General features: G+C 63.0%; 20 protein-coding genes and 2 rRNA genes. 11 read left to right on the top strand and 11 right to left on the bottom strand.

Annotation, left to right across the window (positions count from 1 at the left end; genetic code table 11):
- Nucleotides 1–53 precede the first annotated feature (53 nt).
- From BI344_RS06700 to BI344_RS06685, 4 genes are all read left to right on the top strand, one after another.
- Complete coding sequence (locus tag BI344_RS06700; protein ID WP_071112212.1) at nt 54–614, top strand: YqgE/AlgH family protein; 561 nt, start codon at nt 54–56, stop codon at nt 612–614.
- Nucleotides 607–1,035: a Holliday junction resolvase RuvX gene (ruvX, locus tag BI344_RS06695; protein WP_071112211.1), complete on the top strand. Its 429-nt coding sequence runs from the start codon at nt 607–609 to the stop codon at nt 1,033–1,035. Before BI344_RS06700 ends, ruvX begins: the two co-directional genes overlap by 8 nt.
- 15 nt (nt 1,036–1,050) lie before the next feature.
- The gene (locus BI344_RS06690) at nt 1,051–1,506 is read left to right on the top strand and encodes a DUF3592 domain-containing protein (protein WP_071112210.1); all 456 of its coding nucleotides are present in this window, start codon (nt 1,051–1,053) and stop codon (nt 1,504–1,506) included.
- A 110-nt stretch (nt 1,507–1,616) separates the two neighbouring features.
- Nucleotides 1,617–2,057: a hypothetical protein gene (locus BI344_RS06685; protein ID WP_071112209.1), complete on the top strand. Its 441-nt coding sequence runs from the start codon at nt 1,617–1,619 to the stop codon at nt 2,055–2,057.
- Between the two features lie 57 nt (nt 2,058–2,114).
- Here BI344_RS06685 and ylqF read toward each other — a convergent pair whose 3' ends face one another.
- The 7 genes from ylqF to BI344_RS06650 form a co-directional block, all read right to left on the bottom strand.
- A complete protein-coding gene (gene ylqF / locus BI344_RS06680) occupies nt 2,115–3,050 on the bottom strand; it encodes a ribosome biogenesis GTPase YlqF (RefSeq protein ID WP_071112208.1) in 936 nt (311 codons plus the stop codon).
- Between the two features lie 2 nt (nt 3,051–3,052).
- A complete protein-coding gene (locus BI344_RS06675; RefSeq protein WP_071112207.1) occupies nt 3,053–3,265 on the bottom strand; it encodes a DUF3820 family protein in 213 nt (70 codons plus the stop codon).
- A 213-nt stretch (nt 3,266–3,478) separates the two neighbouring features.
- On the bottom strand, nt 3,479–3,820 hold the full coding sequence (locus tag BI344_RS06670) for a DUF4870 family protein (RefSeq protein ID WP_071112206.1): 342 nt from the start codon (nt 3,818–3,820) through the stop codon (nt 3,479–3,481).
- A 19-nt stretch (nt 3,821–3,839) separates the two neighbouring features.
- Nucleotides 3,840–4,421: a hypothetical protein gene (locus BI344_RS06665; protein ID WP_071112205.1), complete on the bottom strand. Its 582-nt coding sequence runs from the start codon at nt 4,419–4,421 to the stop codon at nt 3,840–3,842.
- A 352-nt stretch (nt 4,422–4,773) separates the two neighbouring features.
- Nucleotides 4,774–6,393, bottom strand: coding sequence for an electron transfer flavoprotein-ubiquinone oxidoreductase (locus tag BI344_RS06660; protein ID WP_071112223.1), 1,620 nt, complete (start codon nt 6,391–6,393; stop codon nt 4,774–4,776).
- A gap of 101 nt (nt 6,394–6,494) precedes the next feature.
- The gene (locus BI344_RS06655; protein ID WP_071112204.1) at nt 6,495–7,685 is read right to left on the bottom strand and encodes a CaiB/BaiF CoA transferase family protein; all 1,191 of its coding nucleotides are present in this window, start codon (nt 7,683–7,685) and stop codon (nt 6,495–6,497) included.
- A gap of 164 nt (nt 7,686–7,849) precedes the next feature.
- Nucleotides 7,850–9,037 (bottom strand): acyl-CoA dehydrogenase, encoded by a 1,188-nt coding sequence (locus tag BI344_RS06650; protein WP_071112203.1) that lies wholly within the window; start codon nt 9,035–9,037, stop codon nt 7,850–7,852.
- 132 nt (nt 9,038–9,169) lie between these two features.
- Between BI344_RS06650 and BI344_RS06645 the strand changes: the two genes are divergently transcribed.
- On the top strand, nt 9,170–9,940 hold the full coding sequence (locus BI344_RS06645; protein WP_071112202.1) for an IclR family transcriptional regulator: 771 nt from the start codon (nt 9,170–9,172) through the stop codon (nt 9,938–9,940).
- Between the two features lie 41 nt (nt 9,941–9,981).
- Here BI344_RS06645 and BI344_RS06640 read toward each other — a convergent pair whose 3' ends face one another.
- Nucleotides 9,982–10,416: a CBS domain-containing protein gene (locus BI344_RS06640; RefSeq protein ID WP_071112201.1), complete on the bottom strand. Its 435-nt coding sequence runs from the start codon at nt 10,414–10,416 to the stop codon at nt 9,982–9,984.
- Between the two features lie 114 nt (nt 10,417–10,530).
- Nucleotides 10,531–11,400 carry an acetylglutamate kinase gene (gene argB / locus BI344_RS06635; RefSeq protein WP_071112200.1) on the bottom strand — a complete coding sequence of 290 codons (870 nt, stop codon included), beginning with the start codon at nt 11,398–11,400 and terminating at the stop codon, nt 10,531–10,533.
- A 178-nt stretch (nt 11,401–11,578) separates the two neighbouring features.
- Between argB and BI344_RS06630 the strand changes: the two genes are divergently transcribed.
- From BI344_RS06630 to gabD, 6 genes are all read left to right on the top strand, one after another.
- A complete protein-coding gene (locus BI344_RS06630; RefSeq protein ID WP_071112199.1) occupies nt 11,579–12,241 on the top strand; it encodes a TetR/AcrR family transcriptional regulator in 663 nt (220 codons plus the stop codon).
- Nucleotides 12,238–13,311 (top strand): efflux RND transporter periplasmic adaptor subunit, encoded by a 1,074-nt coding sequence (locus BI344_RS06625; RefSeq protein WP_071112198.1) that lies wholly within the window; start codon nt 12,238–12,240, stop codon nt 13,309–13,311. The genes BI344_RS06630 and BI344_RS06625 overlap by 4 nt, the downstream gene beginning before the upstream one ends.
- A gap of 10 nt (nt 13,312–13,321) precedes the next feature.
- Entirely contained in the window at nt 13,322–16,309 is a 2,988-nt protein-coding gene (locus BI344_RS06620; RefSeq protein WP_277620428.1) for an efflux RND transporter permease subunit, read from the top strand.
- Between the two features lie 96 nt (nt 16,310–16,405).
- Nucleotides 16,406–17,740: a TolC family outer membrane protein gene (locus BI344_RS06615; RefSeq protein WP_071112197.1), complete on the top strand. Its 1,335-nt coding sequence runs from the start codon at nt 16,406–16,408 to the stop codon at nt 17,738–17,740.
- Nucleotides 17,741–17,969: 229 nt separating this feature from the next.
- Entirely contained in the window at nt 17,970–19,235 is a 1,266-nt protein-coding gene (gene gabT / locus BI344_RS06610) for a 4-aminobutyrate--2-oxoglutarate transaminase (protein WP_071112196.1), read from the top strand.
- A 72-nt stretch (nt 19,236–19,307) separates the two neighbouring features.
- The gene (gene gabD / locus BI344_RS06605; RefSeq protein ID WP_071112195.1) at nt 19,308–20,768 is read left to right on the top strand and encodes an NADP-dependent succinate-semialdehyde dehydrogenase; all 1,461 of its coding nucleotides are present in this window, start codon (nt 19,308–19,310) and stop codon (nt 20,766–20,768) included.
- Between the two features lie 118 nt (nt 20,769–20,886).
- On the opposite strand, the gene rrf is transcribed toward gabD, so the two are convergent.
- Both rrf and BI344_RS06595 read right to left on the bottom strand, forming a co-directional pair.
- A 5S ribosomal RNA gene (gene rrf / locus BI344_RS06600) occupies nt 20,887–21,001 on the bottom strand.
- A 130-nt stretch (nt 21,002–21,131) separates the two neighbouring features.
- A 23S ribosomal RNA gene (locus BI344_RS06595) occupies nt 21,132–24,027 on the bottom strand.
- Nucleotides 24,028–24,149 lie beyond the last annotated feature (122 nt).

Below are 24,149 nucleotides of genomic sequence, written 5' to 3'. Positions count from 1 at the left end.
CCGACGCAATTTGCGCTAGCCTGGCTCCTGGCCAGTTGTGCCATAATGGCCATATGGAACCCTTATCGCTGAGCAATCATTTCCTGATCGCCATGCCCGGCATGGGCGATCCGCTGTTCGCCAAGTCGCTGGTCTACCTGTGCGAACACGGCGAACACGGCGCCATGGGCCTGATCGTCAACAAGCCGTCCGGCATCGCCATGGCGCAGCTGTTCGACCAGATCGATCTGCCGCTGGACGACGAGGACACCCGCACCGGCCTGGTCTACTTCGGCGGCCCGGTGCAGCCGGACCGCGGCTTCGTGCTGCATGCTCCAGCCGGCAACTGGCAATCCAGCCTGATGGTCACCGACGACATCGCGCTGACCACGTCCAAGGATGTGCTGGCGGCGGTGTCGGAAGGCAAGAAGCCGGAGCGGCTGCTGATCTCGCTGGGTTACGCCGGCTGGTCAGGCGGCCAGCTGGAGAAGGAAATCGCCGACAACGGCTGGCTGACGGTGCCCGCCGACCTGGCCATCGTCTTCAACCTGCCCTGCGAAGAGCGCTACGACGCCGCGATGGCGCTGCTGGGAATCGACCCCACCCTGCTGTCCTCGGAAGTCGGCCATGCCTGACGGTTGCGTACTGGCTTTTGATTTCGGCGAGCGCCGCATCGGCGTCGCCGTCGGCGACATCCTGCTCGGCATTCCCCATCCGCTGGCCACCATAGACACCGTCGTCACCGACGAACGCTTCGCCGCCATCGGCAAGCTGATCAGCGAATGGCAGCCGGCGCAGCTGGTGGTGGGCTTGCCCATGCATCAGGACGGCGTCGAACACGAGATGAGCGCGCTGTCGCGCCGCTTCGCAAACCGGCTGAAAGGCCGCTTCAACCTGCCGGTATGGCTGGTGGACGAGCGTTACACCTCGGTGATCGCCGAAAGCCTGCTGGAAGAAGCCGGCCTGCGCGGCCGCAAGCAGAAACCGGCGCTGGACCAGGTGGCCGCCCAGGCCATCCTCACCACCTGGTTCGACCACCCCGGCACCGCCGTCTGACACAGGACCTACCCCATGCTGGAAAAATGGCCGGCCTGGCTGTTGATCGCCATCGGCGTCGCCGCTTTCGCCTATCTCTGGCGACAAGCCCGACTGGCCGATGCCGCTCAAGGCTGGCCCAGCGTGGCGGGCCGGGTGGAAAGCAGCGCGCTTGACTGGCGCCAGCGCCGCGGCGGCGACAACAGCGATGCGCGCGAATACCGCGCGCTGCTTGCCTACCGTTATGAAGTGGCCGGCCAGCGCCATCTCTCGACACAGCGCCGCATCCCGGAACCAGGTTTCTCTTCCAACCGGGCCTTGGCCGAGCAAATCATCCAGCGCTATCCGGCCGGCGCGACGGTTCAGGTGTACTACAACCCCGCCCGGCCGCAACAGGCCTGCCTGGAAATCGGCGTCCACTGGAGCGTGCGCGCCGGCCAGTTGATCGCGCTGCTGTTCATCGCCGCCGGTGCCATGCTGCTGCGTGGCTGAACAAAAATGGCGCTAAGTCTTTGTTTTGTTAGCAGCTGTTAACCACCATTGAGTCTGGCGCGCGAACTTGCCATACTGCACGGGCAGGCTTTTCCATCAAGAGGTTCGCCATGAGCATCAGCCAGACCGCACAGATTTCGCTGGCCAGCGCCGCCCTGCTCAACGGCGGCACCGTGCCGTCCCCGGTAGTGCAAAACGGCAACGCCACGCCCGCTCTCGCCGCCCAGGCGGCGCAGTTGTCGCAGGAGGCCAGCACCGTGGTGCTGCTGGGCGGCGGCGACAGCAGCGACGCCACCTACGACCCGGCCGGCCTGCTCAACAGCTTCGCCACCGCCGGCGTGTTGCAAGGCAGCGCGCTCAGTCCCAGCAGCGGCGAAAGCGCTCGGCAGAGCACCGACCAGCAAGTGCTGAACCAGACGCTGGGCAGTAGCGGCGGCGCCGCCTCCAGCCTCAACGGCAACTGGGCGACCATACTGCAGAGCAATCCGGCGCTGGCCGGACAGGCGGTCGCCGACAGCACCAACGGCAGCATCGTCGATACCATCGCCTGAGCCCGCGCCCATCCCAAACCAAAAGGCCCGGTTCTCCGGGCCTTTTGGCTTCTGGCGTCAGCGGCTGCCCTGCTTGCGGCCTTCCTTTTCCTTCAGCTTCTCTTCGCGCAGGATCGCGCGCTCGGCGGCGATGACCTTGGCGCGCTTCTCCCACGCCAGCCATTCATCCGGTCGCTCCAGCGTGATGCGGCCCACCTGGCCGTCGCGAAAGTCGGTCAGCACGATCTCCGCCGCCTTCTGCATATTGATGCGGCCGCCGGACAGCACCGCGCCGCGCTTTTTGCCTATCATTTCCAGCACCTGCCAGTCTTGCCGGCCATCCACCTCGTCCAGCTTGTAGCGGGCCGCCAGTTCCGGGGCGTAATGGGCCAGCAGATATTTCAGCAGCTCCAACGCCACCTCTTCCTCGTCCATCGCGTTGCGGCCCACCGCGCCGCTGGCCGCCAAATTGTAGCCCCCCTCTTCCACTTCTATCTTCGGCCACAACATGCCGGGGGTGTCGAACAGCTCGAAGTCGTCGGCCAGGATGATGCGCTGCTCGTTCTTGGTGACGCCGGGCATATTGCCGGTCTTGGCGATCTTGCGGCTGGACATGCTGTTGATCAGCGTGGACTTGCCGACGTTAGGGATGCCGCAGATCAGCACCCGCAACGGTTTTTCCAGACCGCCGCGATTAGGCGCCAGCTCACGGCAGGCGGCCACCAGCTTTTGCGCCGGCGCGCGCTCTCCCGCATCCATGCCCATGGCCTGGGTATTGGGCTTGGCGTTGTACCAGGCCAGCCACTGCAAGGTGATAGCCGGATCGGCCAGATCCTGCTTGTTCAATATCATCAGCCGCGGCTTGCCCTTGGCCATCCGCGCCAGCATCGGGTTGGCGCTGGAGGCCGGCAGGCGAGCGTCCAAGAGCTCGATTACGACATCGATTTCTTTCAGGCGCTCGGTAATATCCTTGCGCGCCTTGTTCATATGGCCGGGAAACCATTGGATTGCCATTGTTAACGCTTTCTAATCGGGTCCAGCAGATAAGTCAGACCATTGTGGTCGAGTTCTTGCATCAGTTGCAGCAAGCGGCCGATTTCGCCCGGAGGGAAGCCTTCGCGGGCGAACCAGTTGAGATAGTTGCCCGGCAGCTCGCAAATCAGCGTGCCCTTGTGCTTGCCAAAGGGCATGGCGCGGGTGGTGAGGCTTTGCAGGTCTTCGGCTTGCATGATGGCAGGTATAGATTGAGGCTGCGCATTGTGCCAAAGCCGGCCTGCGCCTGCCAGGCTTGATGTGGCACAATATCGCAACGGGTTTCACTGGGTGCCGGCAAAGCGGCGGTTTAGCATGTCTGCACAGCAACTCCGACCGGAGCGACGGTTCGGCCAGGTTTTTCGGTTCGCGCAGAGCCGTTTGCGGGTGCTTAGGCGCCCGCCTTTTCATTACTGCGGCATCGGCCTGCGGTCATTGAAGTTCAGAAAGCCGCGCACAATGCGGTAGATGTACCAGATCCACAGCGCAAACAGCACCAGGTAGCCGACCAGGATCAGGCACAGCGCGGCGCCCACCACCGTACCCAGCAGCCACAGCCAGAAGGTCTTGATCTGCCACTCGAAATGGCTTTCGTAGAAAGTGCCGCGCACGTCGTCGCGCTTCACGTAGTTAATGATGACGCCCACCAGGCCGGTGACACCGACAAACAGGCTGACCGCCTGCAGGATGTACACCGCCAGGGTCAGATTATTCAGCTTGCGTTCGCCTTCGTCGTGCAGCTCCAGCTCCATACTCTCTCTCCAGTGGGGGTTAGCAATCCAGCAATATCTCGCAACGGGCGGCCAAACCCGCGCGCGCCTGCCTGCTGGACGCGATGGCCGCGGATGCGCCGCCACCGCCGGCCGCCGCCATCCACTGCGCGCTCCAACCTTGCAGGCAAGCAATGCCGCGACCGGCCGGCAACAATACCGGCAAGGCCGGCCGCGGCTCCAGTCCGACCGCCGTCGCCCACTCCGCCGCCCGACGGTTGGCGCAGTCCAGCAGAGCCAGTTCGTCCAACCCCAGCGCCACCTGCCGCCACTGCAGCAGCAGGATGCGCGCCGCCAGCCAGTCGGCCGGTTCGGCGATGCGCGGCGGCGTGGCCTGTTGCGGCAGACCGCGCCGCAACGCCAGCAGCAACGCCAGCTGGCGGATTTCCGGCAACATGGACTCCAGCAGGCAGACGCCGCCGTCGCAGGCGGCCAGCCAGGACGACAACTGCCCGGCCGGCAGTCCGGGACGATAGGCCAGCCACTCGCCGTCAGTCACCAGAGCGACCGGGCACAGCGTCTGGCCCGCGGCTACGGCGATTTGGCTGCGGGCGAGGGAAAGGGCGTCGCGGACTTCGTTCATGGCTTGTGTCTCCGGATCTGAAACGGTGCGATCGGACCGGAGATCATTCGCTCTTTGTCGGGTCAAAAAAACAAATGCCACCGGTAACCGGCGGCATTTGTCGGGAATGTGCTCGCTGACCTCTTTGTCGTCTGGCCGAGCCTATCCCTGGCGCCGCCAGGATGGGCGGTACCAATAGGAATAGCTGTGGAACAAGACGGCAATTCGATCAGTCATGTGCAGCATGCTGCCAACGATAGCAGCTGCCGTCAAGCCATAGTTCCCACTGCCTTGATCGGCAACAGCCTGATCGGACAAGAAAAAACCGGGCCATCCGCGAAAACGGCCCGATTTTTCGGCCCTGGCGGGCGGCTTACATATTGGGGTAGTTGGGGCCGCCGCCGCCCTCCGGCGTCACCCAGTTGATGTTCTGGGTGGGGTCCTTGATGTCGCAGGTCTTGCAGTGCACGCAGTTCTGCGCATTGATCTGCAAGCGCGGCTGACCTTCGTCCTGGCCGACGATCTCGTACACTCCGGCCGGGCAATAGCGCTGCTCAGGCGCGTCGTACAGCGCCAGGTTGACGGAGACCGGCACCGAAGCGTCCTTCAGCTTCAGGTGCGCCGGCTGGTCTTCGCTGTGGTTGGCGTTGGAAATGAACACCGACGACAGGCGGTCGAAGGTCAGCACGCCGTCCGGCTTGGGATACTGGATAGGACTGAACTCGTAGGCCTGCCTCAGCGTTTCGTTGTCGGCGTGCTTGTGGCGCAGCGTCCACGGCGCGCGGCCGCGGAACAGGAAGGTGTCCAGCGCCGAATAGATGATCGCCGGCCACAGCCCCCAGCGGAACGACGGCCGGATGTTGCGCACCTTGTACAGTTCGTCGCGCACCCAGCTCTGCCGGAACTTCGCCGAATAAGCCTTGGCTTCGCCGCCCTCGGCCTGGGCCTCGTCGCCCAGCAGCTCGAACACCGCCTCCGCCGCCAGCATCGCCGACTTCATCGCGGTGTGGGTGCCCTTGATCTTGGGCACGTTGAGGAAGCCGGCGGTATCGCCCACCAGCACGCCGCCCGGGAAGGTGAGCTTGGGCAGGCTCTGGATCCCGCCCTCGCTCAGCGCGCGCGCGCCGTAGGAAATGCGGCGCCCCCCCTCGAACACCTTCTTGATAGCCGGGTGGGTCTTGAAGCGCTGGAACTCCTCGAACGGCGACAGATAGGGGTTCTGGTAGTCCAGCCCGACCACGAAGCCCACCGCCACCAGATTGTCTTCCAAATGGTAAAGGAAGGAGCCGCCGTAAGTGGCGGTGTCCAGCGGCCAGCCGACGGTGTGGGTGATGTGGCCGGGCTGATGGTTTTCCGGCTTCACTTCCCACAATTCCTTGATGCCGAGGCCGAAGGTTTGCGGATCGGCGCCGTCGCGCAGCTTGAAGCGCTCGAACAGCGTCTTGGTCAGCGAGCCCCTACAGCCTTCGGCGAAAATGGTCTGCTTCGCCCATAGCTCCATGCCCGGCTCGCCTTCCAGCTCGCCGTTCCTGCCGGTGCCGACCGCGCCGGTGGCCACGCCCTTGACCGAGCCGTCGGCGTGGTACAGCACCTCGGCAGCGGCGAATCCCGGATAAATCTCCACGCCTAGGCTCTCGGCCTGCGCGCCCAACCAGCGGCAGAAATTGCCCAGACTGACGATGTAGTTGCCGTGGTTGTTCATCTGCGGTGGCGTCGGCAGCTGGATGGACTCGGTCTCGGTCAGGTACAGGAAGCGGTCGGCGCCGGCCGGGGTGTTCAGCGGCGCGTCCCGTTCCTTCCAGTCGGGCAGCAGCTCGGCGAGCGCGCCGGTTTCAATCACCGCGCCCGACAGGATGTGGGCGCCGATTTCCGAGCCCTTCTCCAATAGACAGACGCTGATGTCGCGGCCCTTTTCCGCCGCCAGCTGTTTCAGACGGATCGCCGCCGACAAGCCGGAAGGCCCGCCGCCGACGATCACCACATCGTATTCCATGTATTCGCGTTGCACCGTTTCTCCTTTGCGCCCGCCGGGACTTATTGATTTGATTGACATCATGCTATGAAGCGCTGACGCCGTCAAAATCAAACAAGCGTTTAAACGGTACCACTGTTGCGCAATGCGACAATGTCCGACTCGCCATAACCCAGCGTGCGCAAAATCTGCTCAGTATGTTCTCCCAGAGCGGGAGGGGCTAGATTGTACTCGACTGGCGTGCCGGAAAGTTTGATCGGACACCCCACCAGCGGCACTTCCTGTCCGACATTATCCTCCAACGCCAGCTGCATGCCGCGCGCCTGGGCCTGCGGATCGGCGAAAGCCTCGTCCACATTGTTGATCGGCCCGCATGGCACGCCGGCCTTGTCCAGCGCGTCCAGCCAGCTGTCGCGGCTCTGGCGGCGGAAGGATTGCGCCAGCAGGGGCACCAGCTGCGCGCGGTGGGCGACCCGCTGCGGATTGGTGGCGTAGCGGCTGTCGCGCGCCCATTGCGGCTGGCCGATCAACCGGCACACTTCGGCGAACTGCTTGTCGTTGCCGCAGGCCAGGATGAAGTAGCCGTCGGTTGCGGCGAACACTTGGTAGGGTACGATATTGGCGTGGGCATTGCCCAGCCGCGGCGGCACCGTCTGGCCAACCAGCCAGTTGGAGCCGACATTGGCCAGCATCGCCAGCGAGCAATCGAACAGGGCCATGTCGATATGCTGGCCAGCGCCGCTCTTCTCCCGCGCCAGCAGCGCCGCCTGGATGGCGTTGGCGGCGTAGAGGCCGGTGAACAGGTCGGACACCGCCACCCCCACCTTGTGCGGTTCGCCGTCGGCCGGGCCGGTGATGCTCATCAAGCCGGACATGCCCTGCACGATGTAGTCGTAGCCGGCCAAATTGGCGTAGGGGCCGTCCTGGCCGAAGCCGGTGATCGAGCAATACACCAGCCGCGGATTGAGCTTGGCCAGCGTTGCGTAGTCCAAGCCGTGCTTCTTCAGGCCGCCTACCTTGTAGTTCTCCAGCAGCACGTCGGCCTCGGCCGCCAATTTGCGGATGATCTCCTGGCCGGCGCTCTGGCTGATGTCCACCGTCAGCGAACGCTTGCCGCGGTTGGTGCACAGGAAATAGGCGGCCTTGCCGTCCGGCAGGCTGGGCGGCGCCCACTGCCGGGTGTCGTCGCCGCAGCCGGGACGCTCCACCTTGACCACATCGGCGCCCAGATCGGCCAGCAGCTGGCTGGCCCACGGCCCGGCCAGCACCCGGCTCAGATCCACCACCTTGATACCCGCTAATGCTCCGGACATCGCGTTCTCCTTTTCTGGCCAGCGAAATTCAATGATTCGGCTTCGCGCCCGCCAGGGCGCCTCCCGCCGCTGCCCGCCGCAAAAAAAAGTGGCCCGGCAAGCCGGGCCCCCAAAGGACAGACAGGAATCAACGGCACGGCCGGCCCTCCGGCCGCGCCGGCTTATCAGGCAAACGCCTGAATACCGGTCTGGGCTCGGCCCAGAATCAGGGCATGCACATCGTGCGTGCCCTCGTAAGTGTTGACCGCCTCCAGATTCATCATGTGGCGGATCACGTGGAATTCGTCGCAGATGCCGTTGCCGCCGTGCATGTCGCGCGCCAGGCGGGCGATATCCAGCGCCTTGCCGCAATTGTTGCGCTTGATCAGCGAGATCATTTCCGGCGCCGCCTTGCCCTCGTCCAGCAGCCGGCCCACCCGCAGCGCGGCCTGCAGGCCGAGCGCGATGTCGGTTTGCATATTGGCCAGCTTCAGTTGGATCAGCTGATTGGCGGCCAGCGGACGGCCGAACTGCTCGCGCTCCAGCGTGTACTGGCGGGCGGCGTGCCAGCAAAACTCGGCGGCGCCCAGCGCGCCCCAGGCGATGCCGTAGCGCGCCTTGTTCAGGCAGCCGAACGGTCCCTTCAGGCCCTTGACGCCCGGCAGCAGCTGCTCCTCCGGCACCAGCACGTCGTCCATCACGATCTCGCCGGTGATGGAGGCGCGCAAGGAAAACTTGCCATGGATGGCCGGCGCCGACAGGCCGCTCATGCCCTTCTCCAGGATGAAACCGCGGATCTCGTCGTCATCATCCTTGGCCCACACCACGAATACATCGGCGGCCGGGCTGTTGGTGATCCACATCTTGCTGCCAGACAGCAGATAGCCGCCGTCCACCCTGCGGGCGCGGGTTTTCATGCTGGCCGGATCGGAGCCGGAGTCGGGCTCGGTCAGGCCGAAACAGCCCAACCATTCGCCGCTGGCGAGCTTGGGCAGGTATTTGTCCTTTTGCGCGTCGGAACCGTAGGCCCAGATCGGGTGCATCACCAGACTGGACTGCACGCTCATCGCCGAGCGGTAGCCTGAGTCCACCCGCTCCACTTCGCGCGCCACCAGGCCGTAGGCCACATGGCTCAGGCCGGCGCAGCCATAGCCTTCTATCGTGCAGCCGAGGAAACCCAGCTCGCCCATCTCGTTGATGATCTCGCGGTCGAAACGCTCCTCGCGATTGGCCATCAGCACCCGCGGCAACAAACGCTGCTGGCAGTAGTCTTGCGCGCTCTGCTGAGCCAGCTGCTCCTCGTCGGTCAACTGATCCAGCAGCAACAGGGGATCTTCCCAGACGAAGGGGGCGCGCTGCGAGGGTGCTGCCATATGCTTTCTCCCGATTAATTCCGCATTGCGGAATTGAATTTCACCATGCAAAATAGACTAAACACTCTGCCCCGGGCTTGTAAAGCGATTTACCCGTCATGTGGCAAAACCGTTGTCGTGATGAGGAACAAGATGCAACAGGAAGAAGACCGGCAATTCGTCACCGCGCTGGCGCGCGGCCTGGAAATGCTGGCGGCGTTCCGCCCCGGCGAGGGCGCGCTGTCCAACCAGGAACTGGCACGCCGCACCGGCCTGCCCAAGTCCACGGTGTCGCGGCTGAGCCATACGTTGACGCGACTGGGCTATCTGCAACAGGAGGGCGATGGCGGCCCATACCGGCTGGGCCTGGCCCTGCTGTCACTGGGGTCGGCGGCGCTGGCCGGCTACGATCTGCGCGCGGCGGCGGCGCCCTTGATGCGGGAATTCGCGCTGGCCAACAATGTGTCGGTCAGCCTGGCGCTGTGCGATGGCAGCGACATGGTGTATCTGGAAACCTGCCGCAGCCGGGCCCGGGTGTCAGTGCAGCTGTCCACCGGATCGCGGGTGCCGCTAGCCACCACCGCGATAGGCCGCGCCTACTTCGCCGGCCTGCCTTGCGCCGAACAACAGGCCTTGCTGCCGCGGCTGGCCGGACGTTACGGCGTGGAATGGCCACAGCTGGAACATCGACTGGAGCAGGCCTGCGCCGATTACCGCTGTCACGGCTACTCGGCGTCTTTCGGCGAGTATGAGGCGGATGTGATGGCGGTGGGCACGCACCTGCCGGCGCTGCTGCCGGGCCAGCCGGCGATGGCGCTCAACGCCAGCGGGCCGGCCTTCGCCTTCGACGCCGCCGCCATGCGCGCACAGGTAGCGCCGGCGCTGCTGGCGCTGCGCCAACGTATCGTGCCGATACCGGCCTGAGCCGATGAAAAACTGCGGCCCGCATTGGCGGGCCGTGGAGTTCAGGCGGACTGGATGTAATGCACCAGGTGGTTGATCACCTGCGCCTGCTCGTCTATCGTCGCCCGCACCAGATCGCCGATCGACAGCATGCCCAGCACCGTCTGCCCCTCCATCACCGGCAGATGGCGGATGCGCTTTTCAGTCATCAGGCCCATGCAGTCCTCCAGCGTCTCCTGCGGCGTCACGTACACCACCCGGCTGGTCATGATGTCGCGCACCTTGGTGCCGGCCGAGGTGCGGCCCTGCAACACGATGCGGCGGGCGTAGTCGCGTTCGGAAAAAATGCCGACGATATCGCCCGACTCCATCACCAGCACCGCGCCGATATCGTTTTCCGCCATCACCTGCAGCGCCTGGAACACGGTATTGTCTGGACTGACGTACACCAGCGCCCGCACTGGCTTGCCGTCCAGCAGTTGTCTTACAGTTTGCATATTATCTCCCCTTATCGCCTGTGGTACCGCCGCGCGCCGGCCTGCCATCCTGCCGCGCGCAACGGTATGCCATAACTATAGATCACCGCCATGACCGGCTCCACAGGGGAAAGGTCAGGCGCGGATCATGGTACCTACGCCGGCGGCGGTGAGGATTTCCAGCAGCAGCGCGTGCTTGACGCGGCCGTCGATGATGTGGACCGCGCTCACGCCGTTCTTGGCCGCGTCCAGCGCGGAGCTGATCTTGGGCAGCATGCCGCCGGAGATGGTGCCGTCGGCAAACAGCTCGTCGATGCGCTGCGCGGTGAGTCCAGTCAACAACTGGCCCTTCTTGTCCAGCACTCCCGGGGTGTTGGTCATCAGCACCAGCTTTTCCGCCTTCAGCGTTTCCGCCAGCTTGCCGGCCACCAGATCGGCGTTGATGTTGTAGGCCTCGCCGTCGGCGCCCACGCCTATCGGCGCCACCACTGGGATGAAGTCCTGGCTGTCCAGCAAAGACACCAGCGCCGGATCGATCTGCTCGATCTCGCCCACCTGGCCGATATCGATTTCCTCCTCGTTGTCGGACTTGAGGAACAGCTTGCGCGCGCGGATGAAGTGGCCATCCTTGCCGGTGAGGCCGACCGCCTTGCCGCCGTGCTTGTTGATCAGCGACACGATTTCCTTGTTGACCAGGCCGCCCAGCACCATTTCCACCACGTCCATGGTTTCCTGGTCGGTGACGCGCATGCCCTGGATGAACTCGCCCTGCTTGCCGACGCGCGCCAGCAGGTCGTTGATCTGCGGGCCGCCGCCGTGCACCACCACCGGGTTCATGCCCACCAGCTTGAGCAGCACCACGTCCTTGGCGAAGCCCTCTTTCAGCGCGTCGTCGGTCATGGCGTTGCCGCCGTACTTGATCACGATGGTCTTGCCGGCGAACTGGCGGATGTAAGGCAGCGCCTCGGCCAGGATGTTCGCCTTATCGGCTGCGTCGATTGCCACTTTCTCTCTCCTTGTAGCGGGGCTCGTTTCCCCAGCGTTTAACGGCTGGGCGGCGATTCGGATTACGGTGTTGCATTTTAATCACCCAGCTTGCTGAACAGTAATTTATTAATTGCCGACACCTGTCCAAAAGACATACAGTGCCGATATTACTGAACCAATATTCAGAAAGAGCTTGATGACGGAAACCGGCACCAGCCGTTGGCAGCGCAAGAAAGACGCCCGCCCCGGCGAAATCCTCGACGCGGCACTGACCTTGTTCGTCGACAAAGGCTACCGCGCCACCAAGATGGAAGACATCGCCCAAGCGGCCGGCGTCACCAAGGGCACCCCCTATCTGTACTTCCACAGCAAGGAAGAAATCTTCAAGGCGGTGGTGCGCGCCACCATCGTCGCGCGCTTCCAGGAAATGCGGCAACAGCTGGAGCTACTGCCGGGTAGCTCCAGCCAGCTGCTGGCGCTGGCGCTGGACGACTGGTGGCTGCATATCGGCTCCACCCGCTCCGCCGGCCTGTGCAAGCTGATGGTGGCCGAAGCCGCCAATTTCCCCGAGCTGGCGCAGTTCTACTACGAGGAGGTGATCCGGCCGGCGCGCCAGCTGATCGGCCTCATCGTGCAGCGCGGCGTCGCCAGCGGCGAATACCGTCCGGTCAACATCGAGCATGCCGCCGACACGCTGATCGCGCCGATGCTGACCACCATGATCCTCGGCCACTCCTTCGCCCAGGTGTCCGGCTGCTGCGACACGCTGGCCGCCGACCCGCTGGCTTTTCTCAAATCGTCGCTGCAGCTGATTCTGCAAGGACTGCATCAGTCCGCCGCAATGGAACCGCAATCATGAAGCATCCCGCCGCCCGCCTCTGGCTGGCCCTGCTGGGGACACTGGCCCTCAGCGCCTGCCAGGACAAGCCCGCCCCGCAGCAAGACATCCGCCCGGTGCGCTACGTTATCGCCGGCGGCAGCGCCGCGCCAAGCGGCGACAGCTACGCCGGCGAAATCCGACCCCGCCACGAAACCCAGCTGGCCTTCCGCGTGGCCGGCAAGGTGGTGGCCAAGCTGGTCAACAGCGGCGAGCACGTCAAGAAGGGCCAGCCGCTGGCCCGGCTGGATCCCGGCGACTACCAGCTCGATCTGGCGGCCAAGCAGGCGCAACTGGCGGCGGCCGAATCCGATCTCGCCCAGCAGCAGCTCAATCTGAAGCGCTACCGCGAGTTGTTGGCCAAGGCCTTCATCAGCCAGGCCCAGGTGGACGCGCAGCAGAACGGTGTCGCCGCCGCCCGCGCCAAGGTGGACCAGGCGCGCGCCGGCCTGGCCTCCAGCCGCAACCAGACCGACTACACCACGCTCGCCGCCGACGCCGACGGCGTGGTCAGCCAGATGCAGGCCGAGCCCGGCATGGTGGTGGCGGCCGGCCAGCCGGTGGCCAAGTTGTCGCAGGACGGCGCGCGCGAAGTGGCGATCCAGGTGCCGGAAAACGCGCTGGAGCAGGTGCGCCGCGCCGGCGGCTTCCAGATCAGCCTGTGGAAGGGCGGCGCGCCGCTGCCAGGCGCACTGCGCGAGCTGGCAGCGGACGCCGACCCCGCCACCCGCACTTACCCGGCCCGCATCGCGCTGTCCGGCGACAGCCACGCGCTTCAGCTGGGCATGACCGCCAATGTGCGCATCCCCGGCCACGCGGTCGGCCAGGCGTTGAGCCTGCCCTTGACCGCGGTGCTGGATCTGCAAGGCAAGCACTACGTCTGGCTGATCGATCCACGAAGCCTGCGCGTCAGCCGCAAGCCGGTCAGCGTCGGCACCGTCGACAACGACAGCATCGCCATCGCCGACGGCGTGCGTCCCGGCGACAAGGTAGTGACCGCCGGCGTGCACCTGCTGCGCGAGCAGCAGCGCGTCAAGCTGCTGGCCCAGTAAGGAAGGCATGATGAAGAAACTCAATCTTTCCGAATGGGCGTTGCAGCACCAGGCACTGGTGCGCTACCTGATGGTGGTGCTGATGCTGGCCGGCGCCTGGGCCTACACCCAGCTGGGACAGAAGGAAGACCCGGAATTCACCTTCAAGGCGATGCTGGTGCAAGCCCAATGGCCGGGCGCCACCACCGAGCAGATGGAACAGCAGGTCACCGACAAGCTGGAGGAAAAACTGCAGGAGATGGGCGAGATAGACTACGTGCAAAGCTACACCAAGCCAGGCGAAAGCCTGCTGGTGCTATCGCTGCGCGAAGACGTGCCGCCCAAAAACGTGCCGCAGCTGTGGTACCAGGTGCGCAAGAAGCTGGGCGACATCGCCTACACCCTGCCCGCCGGGACCCAGGGACCGTTCTTCAACGACGAGTTCGGCGACACCTTCGGCAACATCTACGCCTTCAGCGGCGACGGCTTCAGCTACGAGGATCTGCGGCGCTACGTCGAGGCCGCCAAGCAGGAGCTGCTGCGGGTGCCCGACGTGGCCAAGGTGCAGGTGCTGGGCAAGCAGGAACAGCGCATCTATGTCGACCTCGCCAGCGCCAAGCTGGCCAGCCTGGGCCTGGATACCCGCGCCATCTGGCAGGCGCTGCAGCAGCAGAACGCGATGACGCCGGCCGGCACCTTTGAAACCGCGTCCGACCGCATCTGGGTGCGCCCCAGCGGCAAATACGATTCGGTGGCGGCGGTGGCCGCCACGCCGGTCAGCGTGGCCGGCAAATCTTTCCGGCTGGGCGACATCGCCAGCGTCAAGCGCGGCTATATCGATCCGCCCGCCACCAGCGTGCGCTTCAACGGCAAGCCGGTGCTGGCGCTGGCCATCAGCATGAAAAGCGGCGGCGACGTGCTGAAACTGGGCAACAACCTGGACCTCGCCGTCGGCAACATCAAGAGCAAGCTGCCGCTGGGGGTGGAGATCCACGCGGTGTCCGACCAACCCAAGGTGGTAAAAGACGCGGTCGGCGAATTCATGCGCTCGCTGCTGGAGGCGGTGGTGATCGTGCTGGCGGTCAGCTTCTTCAGCCTGGGCCTGCGCACCGGGGTGGTGGTGGCGCTGTCCATTCCGCTGGTGCTGGCGATGACCTTCCTGGCGATGTACTTCTTCAACATCGACCTGCAGCGCATCTCGCTGGGGTCGTTGATCATCGCGCTGGGCCTCTTGGTGGACGATGCCATCATCGCGGTGGAAATGATGTCGCTGAAGCTGGAGCAAGGCTGGAACAAGTTCCAGGCCGCCACCTACGCCTACACCAGCACCGCTTTTCCAATGCTGACCGGCACCCTGATCACCGCTGCCACCTTCCTGCCGGTGGGGCTGGCCAAATCGATGGCCGGCGAATATGTGTTCAGCCTGTTCGCGGTGGTCGGCATCGCGCTGGTGCTGTCATGGATAGTGGCGGTGGTGTTCACCCCCTATCTGGGCTACAAGCTGTTGCCCAGCCATGCCCATCATGAAGCGCACGATGTCTACCAGAAACCGTTCTATCAACGCTTCCGCGCGCTGCTGACATGGTGTCTGGACCACCGCAAGACGGTGATTGCCGCCACGCTGGCCGCCTTCGCGCTATCGCTGATCGCCTTCCGCCTGCTGGTGGCGCAGCAGTTCTTCCCCTCGTCCAACCGGCCGGAGCTGATGGTGGACATGCGGCTGCCGCGCGGCGCCAGCTACCAGGCCACGCTGCAGCAAGTGGAAAAGATGGAACAACTGGCGCGCGCCGACAGCAATGTCCTCAGCGTCACCAGCTATGTTGGCAGCGGCAGTCCGCGCTTCTACCTGCCGCTGGACCAGCAGCAGCAGCACACCAACTACGCGCAGTTGATGGTGATGACGCGCGACGAGCATGTGCGCGAAACCGTCAAGGCCAGGCTGGAGAAGATTTTCGACAATGACTTCCCGCTGGTTCGCGGCCGCGTCATCCGGCTGGAAAACGGCCCGCCGGTGGGCTATCCGGTGCAGTTCCGCGTGATGGGGCCAGACCACGATGAAGTGCGCAAAATCGCCGAACAGGTGGAGAAACTGCTGCGCAGCCATCCGTCCACGCTACACGTCAATCAGAACTGGGGCGAACAGGCCAAAGCGCTGCGGATAGACATCGACCAGGACAAGGCCGCCGCGCTGGGTCTGTCGTCGCAACAATTGTCGCAACAGCTGCAGATGCTGATCTCCGGCAGCGCGGTCAGCCAGTACCGCGAAGGCAACCAGAGCATAGCCATCGTCGCCCGTCTCAATCCGGAAGAGCGCAACAACGTCGCCGGTCTAGGCAATCTGATGCTGCAAACCGCCAGCGGCCGCTTCGTGCCGGTTTCACAGATCGGCCATATCGACTACCAGCCGGAAGAAGGCATCATCTGGCGCCGAAACCGTCTGCCGGCCATCACCGTTAGCGCCGACGTGACCGATGGCGTGCAGGGCGCGGACGTCTCCACCCAGCTGTCGCCGAAAATGGCCGCGCTGGAGAAAACGCTGCCATTGGGCTACCACATCGAGGCCGGCGGCACGCTGGAATCCAGCGGTAAATCGCAAAAGGCCATCGCCGCGGTGGCGCCGTTGATGATTGTTGCAGTTCTGACACTCCTGATGCTGCAGTTGCAGAGCTTCCAGCGCACGCTGATGGTGGTGCTCACCGCGCCGCTGGGCATGATAGGCGTAACCCTTACGCTGATTGCCTTCCAAGCGCCTTTCGGCTTCGTGGCGATGCTGGGGGTGATCGCGCTGTCCGGCATGATCATGCGCAATTCAGTGATCCTGGTGGACCAGATCGAGCACGACATCGCCGAGGGCATAGACCGCTTCGAGGCCATCATCGGTTCCACTGTGCGGCGCTTTCGGCCCATAATGCTGACAGCATTGGCCGCCATTCTGGCGATGATCCCGCTGACCCGCAGCACCTTTTGGGACCGATGGCGGTGGCCATCATGGGCGGCCTGTTGGTGGCCACAGTCCTGACGCTGCTGTTCCTGCCGGCGCTGTACGCCCAATGGTTCGGCGTGAGGCGCGATGAGCAGCAAGAAGCGATTCCACAGCAAAAATAACGAGCACTAAATGAAGAACAACCGTCTCACCTTACTGGGCAGCCTGCTGATGCTGGGCTTTGCCCTCCCCAGCCAGGCTTTCGATCTGGTCGGCGCCTGGCAGGCCGCCCGCGACTACAATGCCGACTTCTCCGCCTCGCGCGCGCAACGCGACGCCGGCCAGGAAAAACTGGTGCAAGGCCGCTCGCAGTTGCTGCCGCAGGTCAGCCTGAACGGCAACTACCAATACAACAACCCGCTGCAGCCCTCCTCCATCGCCGACGCCTATGGCAATGTGGTGCGCAACTCTCCTTATGAAGCCCACGGCTACACCTTGGGCCTGCAGCAGCCGCTGTTCGATACGGGAAAATACACCGGCTACCGCAAGGGCAAGATAGGCACGGAGCTGGCCGACACCACTTTCGACGCCGCCGAGCAGCAGCTGATCCTGGATATCGCCCAGGCCTATTTCGACGTGCTGCGCGCCCAGGACACGCTGGCCGCCACCCGCGCCAGCAAAAAGACTTACCTCAACCTGCTGCAGCAGGCCAAGACCGCGTTCGAGGTCGGCACCGCCACCATCACCGACACCAACGAGGCTCAGGCCGGCTACGATGGCTCGGTGGCTCAGGAAATCAACGATGCCAACAATCTGGAGCTGGCGCAGCACAATCTGCAGCGGCTGACCGGCCTGGACCCGGCCGCCATCCAGACCGTGCGCGACCAGTTGCCGCTAGACCCGCCCAAACCCGCGGGACTCGAGGCCTGGATGGATCTGGCGCAACGCAACAGCCTGCGCATTAAGAGCGCCGAACAGAACCTGCAGCTGGCGGAGCAGACTGTCACCGAAAAACGCGGCAACCACCTGCCCACCGTCACCCTCAACACCGGCTATACCGACAATGTGAACAACCAGTCCGGCAATTATCCGCACACCCGCGGCAGCAATATCGGCGTCACAGTCAGCGTGCCGCTGTTCTCCGGCGGCGGCATCAGCTCCCAGGTACGCGAGGCGGTGGCACTGCGCGACGCCGCGCGCGACCAGCTGGAAGCCACCCGCCGCCAGGTGAAGGAGGATGTGCGCAAGGCCTTTCTGGGCGTCACCAACGGCGCCGCGCTGGTGCGCGCCCAGCAGCAGTTGCTGCTGTCGGCCAAGAGCAAGGTGGACTCCACCCGGCTGGGCAAGGAAGTGGGCATCCGCACCAGCATAGACCTGCTGCAGGCGGAACAGGCCTACTACACCGCCGTCACCACCCTGGCCAACGCCAAGTACAGCTATCTCACCGCCAAGCTGGCGCTGGCGCAATCCGCCGGCCAGCTTGAGCCGCAAGTGCTGAGCGAAGTCAACCAGGTGATCGTCCGCTAAATCCCGCCTTTTCCGCGCCGCATGGACGCCAAACCGTGCGGCGCGCCCCTGCCCCCGCTGTCTCGCTGTGCCCCTGCCGCCACAAGTGTTTAACTTTTCATTGCACATGTAGCTTTTTGCTAAACACGATCATAGAATGATCTGCTAACGCGCCGGCATACCGCCAGCGCCGATATCGACAACGCCGGGCATCGCCAAGCGATCGCCACGCGGCCCCGAGGAGATCTCCATGAGCCAGCAGCAACTGATGCAACGCAAGGCCGACGCCACCCCGCGCGGCGTGGGAGTGATGTGCGGTTTCTTTGCCGAACGGGCGAAGAATGCGGAGGTATGGGATACCGAAGGCCGCCGCTACATCGACTTCGCCGGCGGCATCGGCGTGCTCAACACCGGCCACCTGCACCCCAAGGTGGAAGCGGCGGTGGCGGAGCAGCTGTCGCGCTTCAGCCATACCTGCTACCAGGTGGTGCCCTACGAGTCCTACATCAGCCTGGCGGAAAAGCTGAACGCGCTGACTCCTGGCAGCCACGCCAAGAAGACCGCGCTGTTCACCACCGGCGCAGAAGCCGTTGAAAACGCGGTCAAAGTGGCACGCGCCTTCACCGGCTGCCCCGGCATCATCGCCTTCGGCGGCGCCTTCCACGGCCGCACCCTGATGGGGATGGCGCTCACCGGCAAGGTGGCGCCCTACAAGCTGAACTTCGGCCCCTTCCCCGGCGATGTCTACCACGCGCCCTATCCCAACGCGCTGCACGGGGTCTCGATAGCGGAATCGCTCACCGGCCTCGAAAGACTGTTCAAATACGACATCGACCCGGCTCGCGTCGCCGCCATCATCTACGAGCCGGTGCAGGGAGAAGGCGGCTTCTACGCCGCCCCGGCGGAATGGGTCAAGGCGCTGCGCGCGTTGTGCGACCGCCATGGCATCCTGCTGATCGCCGACGAGGTTCAATCTGGCTTCGCCCGCACCGGCAAACTGCTGGCCAGCGAGCATTTCGACGCGGTGCCGGACCTGATCACCATGGCCAAATCGCTGGCCGGCGGTTTCCCGCTGTCCGCGCTCACCGGCCGCGCCGAAGTGATGGACGCGCCGGCGCCCGGCGGCCTGGGCGGCACCTACGCCGGCAACCCGCTGGCGGTGGCCGCCGCCCACGCGGTGCTGGACGTGATCGAAACCGAAAAGCTCGCCTTGCGCGCCCAGCGCCTGGGCGACGCCTTGAAGGAAAAGCTGAACAGCCTGAAAAAAGATGTGCCGCAGATCGCCGAAGTGCGCGGCCTGGGCGCGATGATAGCCGTCGAATTCAACCAGGACGGCGGCCACGCCCCGGATCCCGATTTCGCCAAGAAGGTGCAGCAGCACGCGCTGGCGAACGGCCTGATCCTGCTCACCTGCGGCGTGTACGCCAACGTGGTGCGCTTCTTGTTCCCGCTGACCATAGAAGACGAGGTCTTCGCCGAAGCGCTGGGCAAGCTGGAAGCCGCGCTGAAGGCCTGAGCGACTGACACCCCCAATGCGAGCGGCCCCGCCTGAAGCCGCGTCCGCTCGCTTGCTCAAGGAGCACCCGACATGCTGAATCTGCAAGACGCCAAGCTGCTGCGCCAGCAATGCTATCTGGACGGCCAATGGCTGGATGCCGACGGCGGCCAATTCATCGCCGTGCATAACCCGGCCAACGGCGAAACCATAGGCCAAGTGCCGAAGATGGGCGCCGCCGAAGCCGAGCGCGCGGTGGCCGCGGCCGCGCGCGCCTTCCCGGCCTGGAAGGCCAAGAGCGCCAAGGAGCGCGCCGTCATCCTGCGCCGCTGGTTCGATCTGATCATGGCGCACCAGCAGGACCTGGCCGTCATCCTCACCAGCGAGCAGGGCAAGCCGCTGGCGGAAGCCAAAGGCGAAATCGCCTACGGCGCCGGCTACATCGAGTGGTACGCCGAGGAAGCCAAGCGCGTCTACGGCGACATCGTGCCGGGTCCCGCCGCCGACCGCCGCGTGCTGGTGACCAAGGAGCCGATCGGCGTCACCGCCGCCATCACGCCGTGGAACTTCCCCAGCGCGATGATCACCCGCAAAGTCGCCCCGGCGCTGGCCGCAGGCTGCACCATGGTGGTCCGTCCGGCCAGCCAGACGCCGCTGTCGGCGCTGGCGCTGGCCGAACTGGCCGAGCGCGCAGGCATCCCGGCTGGCGTGTTCTCAGTCATCACCGGCGGCTCCAGCGAAATCGGCGCGGTGCTGACCGGCAGCGATACGGTGAAGAAGTTCTCCTTCACCGGCTCCACCGAAGTGGGCCGCAAGCTGATCTCCCAGTGCGCCGGCACGGTGAAGAAAGTGTCGATGGAGCTGGGCGGCAACGCTCCCTTCATCGTGTTTGACGACGCCGACCTGGACGCCGCGGTGGAAGGCGCGCTGATCTCCAAATACCGCAACGCCGGCCAAACCTGCGTCTGCGCCAACCGCATCTATGTGCAGGACGGCGTCTACGACGCCTTCGCCGCCAAATTCGCCGCCGCCGTCGCCACGCTGAAAGTAGGCAACGGCCTGGAAGCCGGCGTCACCCAGGGGCCGCTGATAGACCACAACGCCGTGGCCAAGGTGGAAGAGCACATCGCCGACGCGCTCGCCAAGGGCGGCACGCTGATCGCCGGCGGCAAGCGCCACGCGCTGGGCCACACTTTCTTCGAGCCGACGCTGATCGGCAACGTCTCCAGCAATATGAAAGTCGCCCGCGAGGAGACCTTCGGCCCGCTGGCGCCGCTGTTCCGCTTCCACACCGAAGACGAAGCCATCCGCCTGGCCAACGATACCGAGTTCGGCTTGGCCAGCTACTTCTACGCGCGCGACGTCGGCCGCATCTTCCGCGTCGCCGAAGGCCTGGAATACGGCATGGTAGCGGTCAACAGCGGCCTGCTGTCCAACGAGGCTGCGCCGTTCGGCGGCGTCAAACAGTCGGGCCTGGGCCGCGAGGGATCCAAGTACGGCATAGAGGACTACCTGGAAATCAAGTACGTGCTGCTGGGCGGGCTGGATCGCTGAACGCGCTACCGCCGAACGCAAAAACCCCATGGAATCGGTCCATGGGGTTTCAACAAACTCATCCGGCGCGCCAAACGCAAAAACCCCAGCTCATTGAGCTGGGGTTCCGCTATCGGGCGTCTGGCGGTGTCCTACTTTCACATGGCGAATGCCACACTATCATCGGCGCTAAGGCGTTTCACGGTCCTGTTCGGGATGGGAAGGCGTGGGACCACCTCGCTATGGCCACCAGACATAAACTGGTACAAACTCAAGAAGCCTGAACTCGTCTCTCAACGCGTTCTGAATATTTTTTCGGGTACTCAATTGTGTCGCACTCACACTCCATCTTCGTCACTCAGTTTCCCAAGCCACTCAAATGATAGGATCAAGCCTCACGAGCAATTAGTATCGGTTAGCTTCACGCCTCACAGCGCTTCCACACCCGACCTATCAACGTCCTGGTCTCGAACGACTCTTCAGGGAGGTCTAGCCTCCAGGGAAGTCTCATCTTCAGGCGAGTTTCCCGCTTAGATGCTTTCAGCGGTTATCTCTTCCGAACTTAGCTACCCGGCGATGCCACTGGCGTGACAACCGGTACACCAGAGGTTCGTCCACTCCGGTCCTCTCGTACTAGGAGCAGCCCCCGTCAAACTTCCAACGCCCACTGCAGATAGGGACCAAACTGTCTCACGACGTTTTGAACCCAGCTCACGTACCACTTTAAATGGCGAACAGCCATACCCTTGGGACCGGCTACAGCCCCAGGATGTGATGAGCCGACATCGAGGTGCCAAACACCGCCGTCGATGTGAACTCTTGGGCGGTATCAGCCTGTTATCCCCGGAGTACCTTTTATCCGTTGAGCGATGGCCCTTCCATACAGAACCACCGGATCACTATGTCCTGCTTTCGCACCTGCTCGACTTGTCGGTCTCGCAGTTAAGCTACCTTTTGCCATTGCACTATCAGCACGATTTCCGACCGTACCTAGGTAACCTTCGAACTCCTCCGTTACACTTTGGGAGGAGACCGCCCCAGTCAAACTGCCTACCATGCACTGTCCCCAATCCGGATCACGGACCAAGGTTAGAACCTCAAAGGGGTCAGGGTGGTATTTCAAGGTTGGCTCCACCTGAACTAGCGTCCAGGCTTCATAGCCTCCCACCTATCCTACACAAACCACTTCAAAGTCCAATGCAAAGCTACAGTAAAGGTTCACGGGGTCTTTCCGTCTAGCAGCGGGTAGATTGCATCTTCACAAACACTTCAACTTCGCTGAGTCTCAGGAGGAGACAGTGTGGCCATCGTTACGCCATTCGTGCGGGTCGGAACTTACCCGACAAGGAATTTCGCTACCTTAGGACCGTTATAGTTACGGCCGCCGTTTACCGGGGCTTCGATCAAGAGCTTGCACCCCATCACTTAACCTTCCGGCACCGGGCAGGCGTCACACCGTATACGTCCACTTTCGTGTTGGCACAGTGCTGTGTTTTTGTTAAACAGTCGCAGCCACCGATTCTCTGCGACCTGTCATAGCTTCAGACGCGAAGTCTTACACCACAACAGGCATACCTTCTCCCGAAGTTACGGTATCAATTTGCCGAGTTCCTTCTCCTGAGTTCTCTCAAGCGCCTTAGAATTCTCATCCTGCCCACCTGTGTCGGTTTGCGGTACGGTTCTTGTGTAGCTGAAGCTTAGTGGCTTTTCCTGGAAGCGTGGTATCAGTCACTTCAGGTCCGTAGACCCTCGTTATCACGTCTCGGTGTTAAAGAAGAGCGGATTTGCCTACTCTTCACACCTACCGGCTTGAACAGACTATTCCAACAGTCTGCTGACCTAACCTTCTCCGTCCCCACATCGCACTACACAAAAGTACGGGAATTTTAACCCGTTTCCCATCGACTACGCTTTTCAGCCTCGCCTTAGGGGCCGACTCACCCTACGCCGATGAACGTTGCGTAGGAAACCTTGGGCTTTCGGCGAGCGGGCTTTTCACCCGCTTTATCGCTACTCATGTCAGCATTCGCACTTCTGATATCTCCAGCATGCCTCTCGACACACCTTCACAGACCTACAGAACGCTCCCCTACCACGGACACATTTGACTGTGCCCATCCGCAGCTTCGGTTATCAGTTTGAGCCCCGTTACATCTTCCGCGCAGGACGACTCGACCAGTGAGCTATTACGCTTTCTTTAAATGATGGCTGCTTCTAAGCCAACATCCTGGCTGTCTATGCCTTCCCACTTCGTTTACCACTTAACTGATCATTTGGGACCTTAGCTGGCGGTCTGGGTTGTTTCCCTCTTGACAATGGACGTTAGCACCCACTGTCTGTCTCCCATGCTGGCACTTTCCGGTATTCAGAGTTTGCCATGGTTTGGTAAATCGCAATGACCCCCTAGCCATAACAGTGCTTTACCCCCGGAAGTGATACATGAGGCACTACCTAAATAGTTTTCGGGGAGAACCAGCTATCTCCGAGTTTGTTTAGCCTTTCACCCCTATCCACAGCTCATCCCCTAGTTTTGCAACACTAGTGGGTTCGGACCTCCAGTGCGTGTTACCGCACCTTCATCCTGGCCATGGATAGATCACTCGGTTTCGGGTCTACACCCAGCGACTGATTCGCCCTATTCGGACTCGGTTTCCCTACGCCTCCCCTATTCGGTTAAGCTTGCCACTGAATGTAAGTCGCTGACCCATTATACAAAAGGTACGCAGTCACGGAACAAGTCCGCTCCCACTGTTTGTATGCATCCGGTTTCAGGTTCTATTTCACTCCCCTCCCGGGGTTCTTTTCGCCTTTCCCTCACGGTACTGGTTCACTATCGGTCGATCACGAGTATTTAGCCTTGGAGGATGGTCCCCCCATCTTCAAACAGGATTTCGCGTGTCCCGCCCTACTTTTCGTATGCTTAGTACCAAGAATGCGTTTTCGTGTACGGGGCTATCACCCACTACGGCGGTCCTTTCCATGAACCTTCCACTAACTCAATCTCTATCACATACAGGCTGTTCCGCGTTCGCTCGCCACTACTTACGGAATCTCGGTTGATTTCTTTTCCTTCAGCTACTTAGATGTTTCAGTTCGCTGAGTTCGCTTCCTCAGACCTATGTATTCAGTCTGGGATGACCCCTAAGGGCCGGGTTTCCCCATTCGGATATCGCGGGATCAAAGCTCTATTGCCAGCTCCCCCGCGCTTTTCGCAGGCTTACACGTCCTTCATCGCCTGTGATCGCCAAGGCATCCACCAGATGCACTTAGTCGCTTGACCCTATCATTTCAGTAACCTACGTCACTTCATGACAGAGCGTGTTTGCGCGACGACTGCACCGCCCCTTTTGATATGGCGACGCAGCCTTAGATACAATCAAATACCCAAGATGACGATTTGTC

The sequence above is a fragment of the Chromobacterium sphagni genome, from assembly GCF_001855555.1.
Classification (GTDB): Bacteria; Pseudomonadota; Gammaproteobacteria; order Burkholderiales; family Chromobacteriaceae; genus Chromobacterium; species Chromobacterium sphagni.
Note: the sequence above shows the minus strand (reverse complement) of the source record. Positions and strands in the feature narration are given on the sequence as shown.